This window comes from Paenibacillus sp. JMULE4 (genome assembly GCF_013337105.1).
In the GTDB taxonomy this organism is placed as follows: domain Bacteria; phylum Bacillota; class Bacilli; order Paenibacillales; family NBRC-103111; genus Paenibacillus_G; species Paenibacillus_G naphthalenovorans.
The window spans coordinates 140,836-158,322 of record NZ_SGWF01000016.1; the positions used below are offsets into that span (position 1 = coordinate 140,836).

General features: G+C 50.5%; 12 protein-coding genes and 1 pseudogene. 8 read left to right on the forward strand and 5 right to left on the reverse strand.

What is annotated here, in order from left to right:
• The first annotated feature begins 178 nt into the window (after window positions 1-178).
• From EXW96_RS17955 to pckA, 5 genes are all read left to right on the forward strand, one after another.
• Window positions 179-1,327, forward strand: coding sequence for a type III polyketide synthase (locus EXW96_RS17955; protein WP_174351098.1), 1,149 nt, complete (start codon window positions 179-181; stop codon window positions 1,325-1,327).
• The gene (locus EXW96_RS17960) at window positions 1,327-2,046 is read left to right on the forward strand and encodes a methyltransferase domain-containing protein (protein WP_174351099.1); all 720 of its coding nucleotides are present in this window, start codon (window positions 1,327-1,329) and stop codon (window positions 2,044-2,046) included. Before EXW96_RS17955 ends, EXW96_RS17960 begins: the two co-directional genes overlap by 1 nt.
• An 11-nt stretch (window positions 2,047-2,057) precedes the next feature.
• Entirely contained in the window at window positions 2,058-3,206 is a 1,149-nt protein-coding gene (locus EXW96_RS17965; RefSeq protein WP_254611453.1) for an NAD(P)/FAD-dependent oxidoreductase, read from the forward strand.
• A 38-nt stretch (window positions 3,207-3,244) separates the two neighbouring features.
• Window positions 3,245-5,389: an MMPL family transporter gene (locus EXW96_RS17970; protein WP_174351100.1), complete on the forward strand. Its 2,145-nt coding sequence runs from the start codon at window positions 3,245-3,247 to the stop codon at window positions 5,387-5,389.
• Window positions 5,390-5,728: 339 nt separating this feature from the next.
• A complete protein-coding gene (pckA, locus tag EXW96_RS17975; protein ID WP_062409540.1) occupies window positions 5,729-7,303 on the forward strand; it encodes a phosphoenolpyruvate carboxykinase (ATP) in 1,575 nt (524 codons plus the stop codon).
• A gap of 121 nt (window positions 7,304-7,424) precedes the next feature.
• Here pckA and EXW96_RS17980 read toward each other — a convergent pair.
• The 3 genes and pseudogenes from EXW96_RS17980 to pdxR form a co-directional block, all read right to left on the reverse strand.
• Window positions 7,425-8,032, reverse strand: a pseudogene (locus tag EXW96_RS17980) (transposase); the annotation flags it as partial.
• A gap of 86 nt (window positions 8,033-8,118) precedes the next feature.
• Window positions 8,119-8,328 carry a hypothetical protein gene (locus tag EXW96_RS17985; RefSeq protein WP_054817467.1) on the reverse strand — a complete coding sequence of 70 codons (210 nt, stop codon included), beginning with the start codon at window positions 8,326-8,328 and terminating at the stop codon, window positions 8,119-8,121.
• A gap of 100 nt (window positions 8,329-8,428) precedes the next feature.
• The gene (gene pdxR / locus EXW96_RS17990; RefSeq protein WP_174351101.1) at window positions 8,429-9,862 is read right to left on the reverse strand and encodes a MocR-like pyridoxine biosynthesis transcription factor PdxR; all 1,434 of its coding nucleotides are present in this window, start codon (window positions 9,860-9,862) and stop codon (window positions 8,429-8,431) included.
• 214 nt (window positions 9,863-10,076) lie between these two features.
• Here pdxR and EXW96_RS17995 point away from each other — a divergent pair, with 214 nt between their 5' ends.
• Entirely contained in the window at window positions 10,077-11,024 is a 948-nt protein-coding gene (locus tag EXW96_RS17995) for a carbon-nitrogen hydrolase family protein (RefSeq protein ID WP_062409537.1), read from the forward strand.
• A gap of 76 nt (window positions 11,025-11,100) precedes the next feature.
• On the opposite strand, the gene EXW96_RS18000 is transcribed toward EXW96_RS17995, so the two are convergent.
• Window positions 11,101-13,431 carry an ankyrin repeat domain-containing protein gene (locus tag EXW96_RS18000; protein WP_174351102.1) on the reverse strand — a complete coding sequence of 777 codons (2,331 nt, stop codon included), beginning with the start codon at window positions 13,429-13,431 and terminating at the stop codon, window positions 11,101-11,103.
• Between the two features lie 336 nt (window positions 13,432-13,767).
• Here EXW96_RS18000 and EXW96_RS18005 point away from each other — a divergent pair, with 336 nt between their 5' ends.
• Window positions 13,768-16,005, forward strand: coding sequence for a heavy metal translocating P-type ATPase (locus tag EXW96_RS18005; protein WP_174351103.1), 2,238 nt, complete (start codon window positions 13,768-13,770; stop codon window positions 16,003-16,005).
• A 244-nt stretch (window positions 16,006-16,249) separates the two neighbouring features.
• Window positions 16,250-16,771: a gamma carbonic anhydrase family protein gene (locus EXW96_RS18010; RefSeq protein WP_074730077.1), complete on the forward strand. Its 522-nt coding sequence runs from the start codon at window positions 16,250-16,252 to the stop codon at window positions 16,769-16,771.
• A 19-nt stretch (window positions 16,772-16,790) separates the two neighbouring features.
• Here the strand turns inward: EXW96_RS18010 and EXW96_RS18015 are convergent, their stop codons facing one another.
• Window positions 16,791-17,477, reverse strand: coding sequence for a response regulator (locus tag EXW96_RS18015; protein ID WP_062409534.1), 687 nt, complete (start codon window positions 17,475-17,477; stop codon window positions 16,791-16,793).
• Window positions 17,478-17,487 lie beyond the last annotated feature (10 nt).

The window sequence follows — 17,487 nt, forward strand, 5'->3', positions numbered from 1 at the left end:
CTATTTTTTTCCTCCCCGATATCGTGCATGGGGGCAAAAAATTATGTAAAGGCAATCCGCCGGTATGCACGGAAAGAGCGTCATATTGAAACGCAAATGCGAATAAACATGTGTAAAGCATGATCCTTGTCCGACCTTTACGCGATTTGGATACTAAAGCGAAAGGAAGAACCAGACCATGGAAGACATATCTCCAATTGTTTCCATCTTGGGGATCGGTACGGCCGTCCCCGCTTTCCGGATGGATCAGGCCGATGTATCACAAAGGTTGGCCGAAGCTTTAAGGGAGCAACCCCATTCCGCCCGCTGGGCCAAAAGAATATTCAGGCAGTGCGGAGTGGAAACGCGTTACACATGCGAGCCGAACCTGCTCGAACCCGCACCCGGGTGCCGTTATTTCTCCAGCGCTTCCATAGAAGGCGTCCCTACCACTGCCGAGCGTATGGCAACGTATAAGAAAGAGTCTGTTCCATTGGGCCTGGAGGCGGCAAGAAAAGCACTATCGGACAGCGGTATGACGGCGTCCGGCATCACCCATTTGATCACGGTCAGCTGTACCGGTCAATTTCTGCCGGGCATGGATGCCGTTTTGGTTCAACAGCTGGGGCTGGCGTCTACGGTTAACCGGCTTCCGCTGCAATTTCTGGGCTGTGCCGCCGGATTGAAGGCCATTAATCTATCGAGGCAGATCGTCTCGGGTACGCCGTCCGCCAAAGTGCTCATCGTCTGCGTAGAGCTGTGCACGCTTCATTTTCAGCCCTCCGGCGACAAGGAGGCTCTATTCGCCGCTTCTTTCTTCGGTGACGGAGCTTCCGCCTGCATTGTAGGCTGCGCCGGAGCCGGCCATAAAGGCATTTTTCAGCTGGGCGGCGATTATTCCGTACTCATGCCCGAATCCGCTGATGAGATGGTGTGGGAGGTGGGGAATTATGGCTTCCACCTTTACCTGTCCCCGAACATTCCCCGGCTGATCGGCAGATGGCTTCCCGCTGTGTCGGGACATCTGACCGCCGGGGAAAACAGGCCCGAGCTGTGGGCGATTCATCCTGGAGGGCGCGGGATTATCGATGCGGTCCAGGACGTGTACGGGCTTACGGATGAGCAGGTCGATTCCAGCCGTGCCGTACTTCGCCGTTATGGCAATTTGTCCTCCGCCACGATGCTTTTCGTGCTTGACGACATGAGGCGGCGGCTGCGGGATCGCCGCTCCGGGCCGGCAAGCGGGATGGCTGTCGCGTTCGGTCCCGGCCTTACGGCCGAAATGGCCCGAATCACTTATTTGCCGTCAGTTGTCGGGCAGGAACAGCTCATAGGTGATGCCCGTTGATGAAAAGGTTGAAACAGCGGGCCACCGAGCCGGAATTGATGGATGACTTTTCTCAAGGGGGACCTGAGCTTTGCGAAGCTTTGCGCCATTTGCGCAGGCTGAATCGAATCCTCGGCGCTTCGGCACCCACACTCTATGGAATCCGGAGGTTGTGGACGGAAGCGGACAAGCCGGAACGCTTGTCTATCCTGGATATCGGCTCGGGCTCGGGCGATATCAATCGGAAGGTTCTGCGATGGGCGGACACGAACCGGATCCAGCTGAAGATCACGTTAGTGGACATCACGGAAGAAGCTTGCGAAGAAGCAAGGATGTATTATCGCGGCGAACCCCGGGTTCAAGTGCTGCACGGCGATGTGTTCAAGCTCCCGGAAGCGTGCGCGGATCTGGTTACGGGAACGCAGTTTGTTCATCATTTTGCTTCGGACGAGCTGCCCGAGGTTGTCCGAAGCATGCTGAAGGCCTCCCGTATCGGAGTCGTCATCAACGATATTCACCGGCATTGGCTCCCTTGGGCGGCGGTGTGGATTACGGCCCGTCTTGTTTCGCGCAACCGGTATATTGTCAACGATGGTCCCTTGTCCGTGGCCAAAGGGTTCCGTCCGGCGGATTGGGACCATCTCGGCAAAGCGTTGGGCGCATCTGAATTATTTTATGCCTGGAGACCGCTGTTTCGGTATGCGGCTGTCATCCGTAAAGACAGGGTCCAGTTCAACTGACGGAGCTGAGGATGATGAAAACAATCCGCGATGTGGCGGTGCTTGGGGCCGGAATCGCCGGCAGCAGTCTGGCCAAGGCTATGGCTGACAGGGGCTGGGATACGGTACTGATCGACCGTCATTCCTTCCCGCGTCATAAAGTATGCGGAGAATTTCTTTCCCCGGAATCGCAAAGCACGTTGAAGGCTCTTGGTTTGGGCGAGCTGGTCGAATCGCTTCATCCAAGCATGATGACCCGGGTTCGCCTGATCCTGAGCCATGGGGCGGTCCTGGACATTCCGCTGCCTGACCGGGCGTTAGGGATAAGCCGGTATGCATTGGATCAGGCGCTTCATAGCGCCGCCATCCGTTCAGGCGTGGATGTGCAGACTGCAGCCGCAGTCACATCCGTGTCCCAAAGCGGCGGAGGGTATACGATTGAAATCAGCAGGGAAGGGGAAAAAACGGTCTGTGAAGCGCGTGCCGTGATTGCGGCGTGGGGAGCCAACCCCCGATCAGGACTTCCGGGTCATCCTTCGAACCGATCCGCAAAAAATACGTTTATGGGTGTGAAATCGCACTATCGGGGGATAGCCATGGACGCGGCGGTAGAGCTTTATTTTTTTCCCGGAGGATACTTGGGACTTGCCCCCGTCGAAGGAGGAATCGTTAATGCTGCGGCGCTCCTGAAGCGGGAAGCCTTTCGGGTCACGGGCAAATCGATACCGGAGATCATAGAGGCCGCTGGCCGGAAAAATCCGAAGCTTGATGCCAAGCTGGCGCAAGCCGTTCCGGTTCCCGGCACTCAGGCCGCCGTTGCCCCGGTCAAGCTCAACCGCCGGCCGGTCGCTTGGGATGTGATTCCCCGTGTGGGGGACGCTTCATTAATGGTGCCGCCGCTTTGCGGCGACGGCATGTCGATGGGCCTACGGTCGGCCCGATTGTGCGCCCCCCTTGCCGACGGATATCTCCGCGGGGAGATGTCCCTTTCCGAATGGGAACGCGAGTATACACTATCGGTCCGGCAGGAATTTACGGGTCCCCTCAGGTGGGGACGTCTGCTCCAATCGCTGCTCGGGTTCCCCGCAGTACCCCGCCTCCTGCTGGGGTTAGCGCATCTTGCGCCGGAATTGGCGTATGAGATGGTTCGGGCGACCCGGTTAAAAGAAACGGATGTATAGAAAGAAAGCATCCGATCCATACGCAGAGGAGCTTCGTTATGGGGTACCGTATGCTTGCCGTCCTGTCTCATCGTTATCCCAAAACGGTTATTCTGTTTTGGTTCTTGTTCGCGGTCTTTTTCGGAATGTACGCTGCCAAGCTGCCTTCTGTATTGAAGGATCACGGCTTGCTTCCGGACGGAGCCTATGTCAAGGTTCAACGTATGCTATCCGCTGATTTCCACATCCCTGAGGATCCCGTCATGCTTGTGTTTGAGAAACAGGATTCCTTATCCCCTGCGCGATTCCGCCAGTTCATTCAGCATACCCTGGACCGGCTGCAGGGAATCCGCGGGTTGACCGGCGTGATTTCCCCGCTGATGAACGAGGGGATGCTCAAGAATAATGCTGCCTACGCACTGCTTGTTTTTGAACAACAATCCTATGAAATGAAGCCGGTGCTTGAGGAAATTCATGCACGCCTGCCGGACCACAGCGGAGTCACGGTGAAAATGACGGGGAAACCGGTGGTCCAGGCGGACGTCAACGCGGCCAGTCAACATGATTTGAAAAAGGCGGAGCTGATCGGAATTCCTGCGGCGTTCCTGATTTTATGGTTTGCTTTTGGCGGAATCGTTTCCGCCATGATTCCCATTATCATAGGAATGTTTGCAGTTACCGGCACCATGGGGATCATGTATTGGCTGGGGACCCGTATCGAGCTCTCCAACTTTGTGCTGAACGTCATCCCTATGGCGGGTCTGGCGCTGAGCATCGATTTCGCGCTGATGCTGGTCAGCCGATACCGGGAGGAGCTGGAAAGAGCTTCTGCCGGGCAGGCGCTGGCCACAACCATGCAAACCGCCGGCAGAGCCGTTTTATTTTCGGCAGCCTGCGTTTTTCTGGGCTTGATGGGGATATGCTTTATCCGTCTCCCGATGTTTACTACCGTAGCTTTAGGAGCGATGGTGGTAGTGGCGGTTTCAGTCCTGTTAACCATCACTCTGCTTCCGGCGCTTCTAACTATACTGGGGCCTGTCATCCGATCGGAAAAAAAGGCAAAATCCATTTCCGTGGAAATAAAGTTTTGGAATTCTTTATCGCTTTTTGTCATGAAGAGGCCATTTCGGATGGCGTTTTTGGCTTCGCTTGTGTTAATCGGCTGTCTTCTGCCTTTAACCCAAATGAAATTAGCCATTCCCGATGCCTCCTCGCTGCCTCAAAGCTATGATTCGCGCACGGCCGCCGAGACTTATCAAACCCACTTCGCACTTCCGTCAGCCTCGCATGTTTACATTGCAGCCCAAGGGAGTACGCATACTCTGACCAAAAAAGACTGGTACAATACCTATGCGCTGATTCAAAGTTTGGAAAGCGATCCGGGCGTGCTGCGGGTGGATTCCGTGTTTTCCAGCCTGCGCATGCCGCCCGAACAGGCATACTCCCTGTTTCAAAGACCGATGATCAGAGAAAAATATGAGCCAGTGCTGAAGCGGTATGTGAAACAGCATCGAATGCTTATTCATGTGACCCTGCAGGGCGGTCCGTCGTCGAAGGAAGCGATGGATTGGGTCCGGCGTTGGGAGCAGAAAGGAATGTCAGGGGAAATCCGGTTCCTGTTGGGAGGAGAGGCAAAGTACCAGCAGGAGGTTTTTGATGAAATCTTTGACAATATCAAACACGTACTGCTGTTTATTTTCATTACTCAATTTGGTGTGCTGCTCTTCGCGTTCCGTTCGGTTCTCATTCCGCTCAAAACGATTCTGATGAATCTCCTAAGTCTGGGAGCATCGTTCGGCATCCTGGTATGGATATTTGAAGAAGGACGCCTGGGGATGGAGCCGTACAGCATTGCCATCATGATTCCCGTATTTATTTTCGGACTGGCTTTTGGCATCAGCATGGATTACGGGGTGTTTCTTCTGTCGCGCATATCGGAGGTGTACCGGCAAACGCAGGACAACGACCGCGCCATTCTGGCGGGACTAACCTCAACCGGCAGAATCATCACCTCGGCCGCCGCGATCATGATTGCGGTTACCGCACCCTTTGCATTCGGGGAGGTGGTCGGGGTCCAACAGCTGGGGATTGGCATTGCCGCCGCAATCTGGATTGATGCGACACTGATCAGGTTCATCCTGGTCCCCTCTTTTATGAAATGGCTTGGCAGGTGGAATTGGTGGGCGCCCCGGTGGCTGCAATAAGGCCGATAACATGCAAAAGACCGGATTTTAACGTTGCCATTTGACTGATGGAGCGCTGGAGAGCTCCGACAGACAAATGGCTTCTTTCTGTTTACTTGAACGAAGGCAGCGGGCCGATTGCTTCTATAGGGTATCCTATATCAGCCGTTGCGTTCCCAATCCACCATGAATAGAGTGTTATATTTGACGAAATTGTGTAAAAACATATAAAGATTGTGTAATAGATAAATTTATATTGTAAAAACATATAAAGATTGTGTAATAGATAAATTTATATTGTGTACTATACATTAATTGATGTACACTATATTAAAGCGAACCAAAGGAGGCAGTTACAGTATGGTCTTGGACTTTAAGGCTGTTCAACAGCAGCATGCTAACAACGCACATCACAACTTGTCCGTATCAAAATTAATTGAAACGGCATTGCAGAGAAAGGAAGGAGTACTGGCTTCCTCCGGAGCATTACGGGCATTGACGGGAAAGTATACCGGCCGCTCTCCTAAGGATAAATTTGTGGTGCAGGAACCGTCCGTAATGGACCATATTGCTTGGGGCGCCGTAAATCAGCCTATATCACAGCTTCAGTTTGAGAGGCTGTATCAAAAAGCGCAAAAATATATGGCGGAGCGGGAGCTGTTCATATTCGACGGATTTGCAGGAGCCGATTCAAAGTACAGGCTTCCCATTCGTGTCATCAATGAGTACGCTTGGCATAATTTATTTGTTCGTCAGCTGTTTGTCCGTCCGACGAAAGAAGAACTGCAGGCCCATCAGCCGGAGTTTACCGTGATCGCCCTTCCGGGATTGAAGGCCGACCCCGCCGTTGACGGTACCCGTTCCGAAACTTTCATCTGCGTTTCTTTTGAAAAGAAAGTCGTCCTGATCGGCGGCACCGAGTATGCCGGCGAGATGAAAAAATCCATTTTTACCGTACTGAATTATCTTCTTCCTTTCCAAGGCGTTCTTCCGATGCACTGCTCGGCTAACGTCGGAGAGAATGGGGACACCGCTCTATTCTTCGGGCTGTCGGGCACAGGGAAAACGACGCTTTCCGCCGACCCGAACCGCCGTTTAATCGGAGACGATGAGCACGGCTGGTCGGATCAGGGCGTGTTTAACTTTGAGGGCGGTTGTTATGCGAAATGCATAGGCCTCTCGGAAGAAAAGGAACCGCAAATTTGGCAGGCCATACGTTACGGTTCGGTGTTGGAAAATGTCGTTTTGGATGAAGACACCGGAATTGCCGATTACAGCGACAATCAGATTACGGAAAACACGCGCGCCGCTTACCCTGTCGATTATATTCCCGGCGCACTGATCCCGGGGGTTGCCGGACATCCGAACGTGATCATTTTCTTGACGGCCGATGCGTTTGGTGTGCTTCCTCCGATCTCCAAGCTGACGAAGGAACAAGCCATGTATCACTTCTTGTCGGGCTACACTTCGAAGCTGGCCGGTACGGAGAGAGGGGTAACGGAGCCGGAAGCGACGTTCTCCACCTGCTTTGGTGCCCCTTTTCTTCCTTTGCGTCCAAGCGTGTATGCGGAGATGCTGGGGAAGAAAATCGAGGAGCACAAAGCTAGAGTGTACCTGGTCAATACCGGTTGGTCCGGCGGGCCTTACGGCGTAGGGAAACGGATGAACCTTGCTTATACCCGTGCTATGGTGTCCGCCGCGATCAATGGCAGCATTGAACAAACGACATTTGTCGCCGATCCGGTCTTTGGCGTGCTTTGCCCCGAATCCGTTCCCGGCGTTCCAAGCGAAGTGCTGGTACCCAGAAACACATGGGAGGATAAAGCGGCGTATGAAGCGAAAGCGGCGGAATTGGCCGAGCGCTTCATCCAAAATTTCGAGAAATTTTCCGATATGAGCGAGGAGATTAAATCGGCAGGTCCTCGGAGAAAATAAACCTGTTACCCAAAACTGTGCTGCGTGAGCGGCACAGTTTTTTTTTTCGCAGCAGAAAATAAGTATTCAAATTATCACCATGACAAAATGAAAAAAAGAACGGCGGTAAGGTTGAAGTGCTTTTCACCCAGTAATAATATGTACTACGTGGAATCCCTGCTAGCTTGAGTACTGATTTCACCGGAAATTCATGCCTTAATTCAAAGACTACTTGCGCTTTGTCTTGTTTGGTGATTTTTCCTTGCTTTGAACTAAGGCATTCAACTTTTTTAAATAAGCATTCTCCATACGTAAACGCTCTAATTCTGCTTGCAAAGCCTCTGCTGAACCTTCTGCTGGTGCAGTTTTGTTTGTTGGTTTCTGACCATCTTTTTTCATTGTTGGACGCCCCTTTTTCTTTGATTCCAGGGCCGCCCAGCCTAGTGTGTCTAAGGTATTTTGCCAATTCCAAAGAATCGATTCGGAAGACAAGTTAAATCTCGCTGCCGTTTCAATAATGGACGTCCCGTGTTCGTTCATATAGTTAATTACGTCTAGTTTATATTGGGCAGTGTATTTTGTATAGGTTTTTATAAAGGCCCCTTCTCCATGATATTGATATTTTTTCACCCAATATTGTAGTTTACTAACATGTACACCGATTTCCTGTGCGATTGTTTGATAACCTGTATGTCCTTCTAAATATCGTTTGACCGCTTTTATTTTTTCTGCTGCTGTAAATTTAGCCAAAAGAAAAGCACCTCCAATTGTTAGATGTGTGTCTAACAATTGGAGGTGCAGTTCAAAAACCGACTCCTTTTTGGCTGCACGAATGATCATTTGACTATATATAGAATCAACGCAATATAACCGAGAACGATAGCGATAATATAATAAATGGACAGATTTTTAAAAATGCTGCCTGTTCTTTTGTCATAACCGGGATTTCCTTCTTTGTTTTTTTTGGACAGGCCGATCATGATCGTGGCTATCGTCCCAATTAACATAATCGTTAAGAAAATAATGTAATAAATGTAGAGAGGCATTGCATTCACCATCCAGCTCCTAGTCTTATACTTGGATCGTAACAAGAAAATGCTGTGTTGTAACCATCCAATCGGGAGCGTGTTATCCCGTCCATTGGGATCAGCAATGCTTCAATCCTTCTGCAAAGGCACGAATTCCCTTGTGTATGCTTTCCGGGTCAGGCCTTGAAAATGAAAAACGGACATAACCGGGCTTTGAGCCATAAACGCTTCCCGGGACAAAAATAACGCCGCGTTTAATCCCTTCTTCCAACAGCCTGAAATCATCCACTTTTTTGTGTATGCTGCACCACATATTCAATCCTCCTTGAGGCAAGGAGTAATCCACCTCGCCTTTCAAATATTCATCCATGGCTGAAGCAAGGAGATCCCGTTTACGAAGCAGTGCTTTTCTCAAGGAGGCCACATGATCTTCAAAATCGGTCTTCAAACCTAAAAATTGCGCTGCAATCCACTGCGGAATGACGCTTAAACCAAAATCCATTTGCTGTCGGGCATCCGCCAGGCGATGCACCACCGATTGCGGGGCCACCATCCACCCGATCCGCAAGCCGGATGCGGCAATTTTGGACAGCGATCCAATGTAGAGCACATTTCCGGCCGTATCGTACGCTTTTAAAGGCTTAGGCGCATTGCCGTCAAAGGCCGTCAGGCTGAAGGGATCGTCCTCGACGATGGGAATCCCCAAATCCGCGGCGGCGTCCAGCAGCTTCATCCGATGCGCCGGGTTTAGCACCGTTCCGGTAGGATTTTGATAATTCGGGTTTAAAAAAATCATGCGTACACGATGCCGGCGGTATAAAGACAAGAGATCATCGGGCTGGATCCCGTCGTCTTTGACCGGCAAACGGAGCAGCCGCAATCCTGCCGATTGAAACATAGGCAGGGAATAGCAATAGGAAGGATCTTCAATGGCCACCGCATCCCCGGCACTAAGCAAGCATTGAGTAATTAAAAATAAAGACTGCTGCGATCCGGAAGTAATGAGAATCGAAGACGAGGTTGAACCGATCCCGTGGTACGTTTGCAAAAAGGACGCCAGCGTTTCTCTTAATGGCAAATAGCCTTGAGGGTCGTCATAGCCCCAATGGTCAAGATAAGGTTTTTCCTGCCACAGTTTTTGAAAGGCCTGATTGGGAAACAAATCCGCCGAAAGCTCGCCGCTGGCAAAATCGATAATGTCCGGGTTTTTACGAATTTCTTCCCGAATACGCCGAATGAAAGGAATATTCGGTAAAAAAGCGCCGCTCTCTTCATATAAGCGCCAGTTTGCGGCATGCTTCGGGGTAAATCCCCATTTATCGCCGCTGACTCTGGTTCCGAAGCCGACGCGGCTTTCGATGAGTCCGGAGGCGCGAAGCTCCTCATAAGCTTGCACGATCGTGCTCCGATTGACTTGAAGCTGGCTCGCTAGCTTTCTTTCGGATGGCAAAACGCTGCCCGGAGGGTATTCGCCATAGTTTATTCTGCGTTCCATATATTCGGCAATTTGCTGATATAACGGTTTTTTGCTTGTGCGATCGGGCTTCCACATAGGGACACCGCCTAACTGTTGAATCGACTGATTCAGTCATATTATTTGGTATCTTAACATAAATCATGCTTCCAATTTGGTAATAATTTATGAATTCCTGATTGCGATTGGATGGGGATAAAGGAGGAGGATTGGCTGTTTACCATTTCTTCACGCACGTTATGATAGAAGTACGGACTTGAAGGAGTAAATACGATAAACGGAGGTCATTCCTATGGAACGTACGGTACGTGTAGCGGTGGTTCAGTCGGCTCCTGTTCTTTTTGACAAGGCCTCAGCGATGCAGAAAATAGCGGAGTGGACGAAGGAAGCGGCAAAGCAGCAGGCCCAATTGGTGGTTTTTCCGGAAACGTTCGTCTCAGGCTACCCTAGAGGATTTACGTTTGGGACCCGGGTGGGGAGCCGAACGGATTCGGGCAGAAAGGATTGGGCGAGATATTGGGAAAGTGCTGTAGAAATTCCGGGTGAAGACATGGATTTTCTTGGACAAATAGCATATGATGCCGGAGTCTACCTGATTGTCGGCGTCGTAGAACGCGAAGCCGAATTCGGCAGCTCGACCTTGTATAACTCCATGGTATATATAGGACCCGACGGACGGCTGCTCGGCAAACACCGCAAGCTGATGCCCACGGGTGCAGAGCGGCTGCTGTGGGGATCGGGAGACGGCAGCACGCTAACGGTGATTCAAACGCCATTCGGGAGAATCGGCGGATTGATCTGCTGGGAAAACTACATGCCTTTGGCGCGAACCGCGATGTATGCCAAAGGGATTGATCTGTTCATCACTCCGACGGCGGACGCACGCGATACCTGGCAGGCAACGATTCAGCATATCGCCTTGGAGGGCCGCTGCTTCGTGTTATCCTCTAATCAGTATGCCACAAAAAACACATACCCCGATGATTTAGCCTGCCTGGACGAGCTTTCCGGGCAGCCCGACGTGCTGTCCCGGGGCGGGAGCGCGATCGTAGGGCCGTTAGGCGAATATGTAATCAAGCCGTTATGGGACGAGGAAGGGCTGTTGGTCGCCGATTTGCCGTTAGACCAGATCGTCCAAAGCCGGTACGACTTTGATGTCATGGGACACTACAACCGGCCGGATATATTTCAGCTCACGGTGAATGAAAAAAAGCGGAGTATCGTTGAATTCCAACGTTAAATAAAGGGAATTCAAGGCGTGGCAAAAAGCTTGGTCCAAGCAGAGACTGCAAGACCAGGCTTTTGCTTTTCCCATGTTAATAGTTTCTGTATGAAGTGCCGTAGGAATAAGTACATCCGCATGCACTGCAGGGGCAAATAATCCAATGGCATGAACTGCAAATGAGATAGCGGACAGAATCAATGCTCGTCTTACAGCTCCAGCAGTGTGTGAATCGTTCCCGGGGCTTTGACCGCCCGAATACGGAGGACAGCAATGTACCCATCAACGAATGACTGCTCTCGCCGGAAAGATTGGGCTTGCTGGAAAGAATCCGGAGCATTCCTGCTTGATTGCCGGCAAGTGCGGCGCTTCTCGCGGTTTCCCCCCGCTGATTTTGCCGTTCGGTGTTGGCGCCGGCCAAAATGAGTTCATATACCATGTTGGAGTGGCCGGCTTTGACCGCATGCATCAGGGCGCTCGTACCCTCCCCATCGACCACATTGGGACCGATTCCCTTTCTGATGAACATCCTCACTATCGGCAAGGCGTTATTCCGGACACTATTCATAAATGCGTGATAAATCTCCTGGTTATCGACAAAAGACATTAATTTTTCCGCTGCGGGAACCATTTGACGTTCAACTGCAGCAGAGAAGGCATCCTGCCCATTTTTTAGTTTGATATGCGGGTCGGCCCCGTACTGCAAGAACAGTACGGCCAGATCGGATTGATTTTTTTGCAAGGAAGTCAGGAAAGCTTCGTTGATTTGTTTTTGCTCAGGCTTTTTTTGCAGCCATTTCTCCACCCATGTCATCATTCGGTTTTCCGTCGCTAATTGAAAGGCTGTTTGTCCCAAAACATTTTTGGTTTGCGCATCCGCTCCGTGATCCAGTAATAAGAGGGCTAATTTCTCATTCTTTCTAGCGACCGCTTCAAGCAAAGCCTTGTCCAATTCTTGAAGCTGTTTGCCATGAACAATAAAATATTCCGCAACGGAGTCCATCCCCGAGGATATAGCCTTTAGCAAAGGAGCCTGCCATGAACGGCTTCCTTGATCCGGATCGATATCAAGCTCAATCAATAGCTGTACCATTTCCGTTTGTTTAGTGCCGATGGCCGCGGCGAACAGCTGGCTTCCGTCGCTAACATCTGCCCCACGAGCCACCATTAACCTTACCGCATAAGTCAAACGGTTGATAATAGCCTGTTCTAGATGATGCTTGGAAGGGATGACACCCCGGTCCAGCAGCAGTTCAATGATGCTTTGATCCTTTAAAGATATGGCAAGATCCATCGTGTGTTGTTCTTTGTCTTTGGTTCTGCAGGTGTGAGGAGGAACCTGATGATCGAAAAGGCGACAAGCAAGATCCGGATGCTTACTGACGAAAGCGAGCCATAAAAGACGCTGTGCCATATACGGCTCGATTTCGTTCAAGGGCAGGGATTCAAAACATTGTCGGCAAAGCGCACTGTTCGGCTGAGACGGAAAAAAGCGGTCGAAAAGTTTCCTGTCCTTCTTTTGTATAGAAATGGAAATAAATGGGAAAAAGCTTTCATCATCGAGTTTAAGATCATATTTGCTGAATATCCTGATCAGCCGGATATCCTTCACAATCGATTTATTGAACCGTCCTGCCTCGGAGGAATGGACATTACCGTTAGTCAGCATATTAAGCCATAAGCGGATACTGCTTTCAGGATGCTTTTCTTTTGCTGTTTGGTAGGCATTACGATAAGATATGGACACCTTTCGAGAATACAGGGAGTAAAGCAATGCTGTCATAATCCGCTCGTCGTTGATTTCTGCAGCTTTCGTTACGGCATTGACACCAAAGATGTTGGCTTCTTCCGGTTTGGCTTCATGCTTGAGAAGCAGCTCGACGATGCCGTAATGATTTGGTCTTACAGCATGCAGCAGGGCGGTATAGCCGTTGTTGTCTTTTTTATGTACATGGGCTCCGGATTCCAACAAAAATGTCACCATATCCTGATGGCCGTCTATGCAAGATAGCATTAAAGCGGTATGTCCCTTATGATTTGCCGCATTTACCCCGGCGCCTCTTTCCACAAGAGTCCTTGCTATTGGCAATGCGTTGTTTCGGGAAGCAAACATTAAAGGGGTGGTGCCGTTTCCGTTGGCATGTGCCGCATTGGCTCCGTGGTTAAGCAATAGTAAGGCAATATTCATATGATTTCGTTCCACGGCCGTGATTAACGGGGTATTCCCTTGCTTGTTGGGTATATTCGGATCGGCGCGATGGCTAAGAAGCATTTGAACGAGCTCATGGTTTCCTTGGCTTGCCGCAAACATTAGAGCCGTATTTCCGTTAGGGTTCCGGAAATTGGGGTTGACGCCAAAGCTCAACAAATTTCTGACCCGCAGCTCATCATGTTTTTTTACTGCATCTATGAGTTCGATTTCCATGACATTCACCCCTTGTTCGGTTTACATATTCAATTTGGTTGAACGGTTAGCAGAAACATCACTTATGCCAGTTTATCAAGATCAGTCCTCATTTGCCAGAAGGTTTTTGGCGATATGTTTTCGTTTATAGAATTCATATTGAACAGACAAAACCGGTATGGATTTCTGGAAGATCTGCGGCCGGTATGGTTCAACTTGCCAAGGGGAATGGTAAAACAAAGAAGAAGTCCGTTGACAAATATACTATAGGGGGGTATACTAAAATCGGTAACAGGTAAACCTGACAAAACCAATATATATGAAAAAATGCAACATATACGAAAGCGGGTGTTTGGTATGGATTCCGCAAGTACCGGAACGAAGCAAACTTCTTTACTGATTACAGGAATGACCTGCGCCGCTTGCGCCAATCGCATTGAAAAAGGATTGAATAAACTGGATGGCGTTTCGAAAGCCACTGTTAATTTTGCGATGGAAACGGCTCATGTGGAGTTCAATCCGCTTGAAGTGTCTATCGAAGATATGCAGCAGAAGGTGGATAAGCTCGGCTACAAGGCTGTTCCGAAGCAGGAGGAGGGGGACGACGGCACGCGCCGTCAGCAGGAGCTCAAGCGGCAGAAGGTGACGCTGCTCATTTCCGCCATATTGTCCTTTCCGCTTCTATGGGCCATGGTCACTCACTTTTCGTTCACTTCATGGATCTGGATGCCTGAGGTTTTTATGAATCCATGGTTTCAATTGGCGCTTGCGACACCGGTCCAATTCATCATCGGTAAACCCTTTTATACCGGCGCTTATAAAGCGCTCCGCAACAAAAGTGCGAATATGGATGTTCTCATTGCTTTGGGTACCTCCGCGGCTTATTTTTACAGTTTGTATTTGACGGTTGATTGGGCGACAAACGCTCATGGCGGACAGCACGCGCCGGCCATGTATTATGAGACCAGCGCTGTACTTATCACATTGGTTATTCTCGGGAAATGGTTTGAAGCCCTGGCCAAAGGGCGGACATCCGAAGCGATCAAATCGCTTATGGGACTGCAGGCCAAGACCGCTTTGGTCGTCAGAAACGGCCAGGAAATGACTATTCCTGTAGAAGAAGTCGCCGTAGGCGACATCGTTCTGGTGAAGCCCGGAGAGAAAGTGCCGGTAGACGGTGAAGTCATCGAAGGGAGATCGTCCGTGGACGAGTCGATGCTTACCGGCGAAAGCATTCCTGTCGAAAAGAGACCAGGGGATCGCGTAATCGGAGCAACGATAAACAAGAATGGCATGCTTCAAATCAAAGCAACCCGGGTCGGCAAGGAGACGGCGCTTGCTCAAATCATTAAAGTGGTGGAGGAAGCGCAGGGCTCGAAGGCGCCGATTCAGCGGATTGCAGACGTGATTTCCGGAATTTTTGTTCCCGTTGTAGTCGGAATTGCCATTATCACTTTCGCCGTATGGTATATCTGGATGGAACCCGGCCATTTGGCCGGAGCTTTGGAAAAAGCCATTGCGGTACTGGTTATTGCCTGCCCATGTGCGCTTGGGCTTGCCACCCCTACCTCCATTATGGCCGGTTCCGGCCGTGCGGCGGAGCTGGGCATTTTGTTTAAGGGCGGAGAGCACCTGGAGTCCACGCACCGGATTGAAACCATCGTATTGGATAAAACGGGTACGGTGACCAAGGGCAAACCGGAACTCACGGATGTGATTCCATCCGGGATCGATGAAACGACGTTATTAAAGCTGGTTGGAGCCGCCGAGAAAAATTCCGAGCATCCGCTTGCCGAGGCTATCGTAACGGGAATTTCAGCGAAAGGCATTTCACTGGGGCAGACCGATGAATTCGAAGCCATTCCGGGTTTCGGGATTCGAGCCGTAGTCGAAGGTAAAGAAGTATTGGCCGGAACCCGCAAGCTGATGGCCAAATACGATGTTGCGATCGCAACTGCGGCGGATACGATGGAAAAGCTGGAGCAGGCAGGCAAAACGGCGATGCTCGTCGCAATCGACCGGCAGTATGCGGGTGTTGTCGCGGTGGCGGATACGATCAAGGATACGTCCAAAGAGGCGGTTGCCCGCTTAAAGCAAATGGGAATTCACGTCATCATGATTACCGGCGACAACGAACGTACGGCGAAAGCCATCGCCAAACAAGCAGGCATCGAGGATGTCATCGCGGAAGTGCTGCCCGAAGGAAAAGCACGGGAAGTGAAGAAGCTGCAGGAACAAGGCAGGAAGGTGGCGATGGTCGGAGACGGCATCAACGATGCCCCGGCGCTCGCGGTTGCGGACATCGGCATGGCCATCGGCACAGGAACGGACGTGGCGATGGAAGCGGCGGATGTTACCTTGATGCGCGGAGATTTGAACAGCATTGCCGACGCCATAGCGATAAGCAGAAAAACGATGGCCAACATCCGGCAAAATTTGTTCTGGGCCCTCGCTTATAACACGCTGGGGATCCCCGTTGCAGCCATCGGCCTGTTGGCACCATGGGTGGCTGGTGCGGCCATGGCCTTAAGTTCGGTATCCGTTGTTCTTAATGCGCTGCGCCTGCAAAGAGTCAACATCTCATCGGCGGAATAATTCCAAAGCCCGGCATCGCTTGATTTTCAAGGCGATGCCGGGCTTTGCTATGAAGCGCATCATGACTGGTATTGCACTGCCGATCGCTACAAAAATTACAAAAACCGGTTACAAAAGCTGAATTAATTTACGTTGAATACGAAAAAACAAAACGGGCGCCGGGTCCGCTATAATCAAAAATGTAATCGCTATCATTAAAGGAAGGGTGTTGGTCTTGTGTGCAAGCAAAGGAGGAAAGACGCGGATGATTTATTCATTAGGCGATGTTAAGCCGCAGCTGCATCCCACCGCATACACGGCACCGGGGGCTCAGTTAATAGGCGATATTACCATCGGGGAGGAGTCAAGCGTTTGGTTCAATTCGGTACTGCGCGGGGACAATGCGCCGATTGTGATCGGCGATCGAACCAATATCCAGGACGGCTGTACGCTTCACGTGGACCCCGGACTGCCGCTGCACATTGGAAACAAGGTATCGGTCGGACACAACGTAATTTTACACGGATGCACGATCCATGACGGAGCGTTGATCGGCATGGGGGCTATTGTTATGAATCATGCAGAAATCGGGGAGCAGGCTCTGATTGCCGCCGGTACCTTGATTACAGAAAAGAAAAAAATCCCCCCTGGAGTGTTGGTCATGGGGTCTCCCGCTAAAGTCGTCCGGGAACTGAATGAGGAGGATTTGCGAATGCTTCAGTTCGTATCCGATCATTATGTCGGACAGAGCCGAAGATATATGGCAGAGAACATGATCAGCCAATAGGTAAACGCTTACAATTAAATTAATCGTTATAAACATACAGCTTGGTAGGACGCCCTTTGCTGGAATATTTCAATTCGAGCATAATCTCATCTATTTCACACAGATATTCCAGATACTTTCTTGTTGTTATTCGCGACAGCATCAATTGATCGGCAATGTCCTGAGCGGATAACGGCTGCCCGGAATTTGCGAGCGTGTCCCGGATCATTTGCAGCGTAATCGGATCAATGCCTTTAGGTACTTCCGTTTCTTCACCGCCCGACCGCTTAGGATTGGATTTTGCGTATAACGAATCGAGCAGCTGTTGATTCAGGTTCGTATGCTGACGGAAGAGCAGATGTCTTTTTTTCAAGGTTTCCAATGCGGAACGGAAGCGGTCAAAATCGAACGGCTTAATAATATAGTCCACAATCCCGAGCCGCATGGATTCTTCAATAATTTGGGGGTGATCAGCGGCCGTGATCAAAATGACATCGACTTCAATGGATTGGCGGCGAATTTCACGCAGTAGCTCCAAGCCGTTCATGGAAGGCATGTAGATATCAAGAAGAATCACATCCGGAGCAAGCTCTACAATCCGCTCCATTGCTTCTTGACCGTTTCTGGCGCTGCCGACACATTCCACCAAATCGATTTTGTTGAGGTACTTTTGATTGATGCTCGATACCATAGGATCATCTTCAATAATCAACACTTTAAGTAACAAGGTGAGCCCT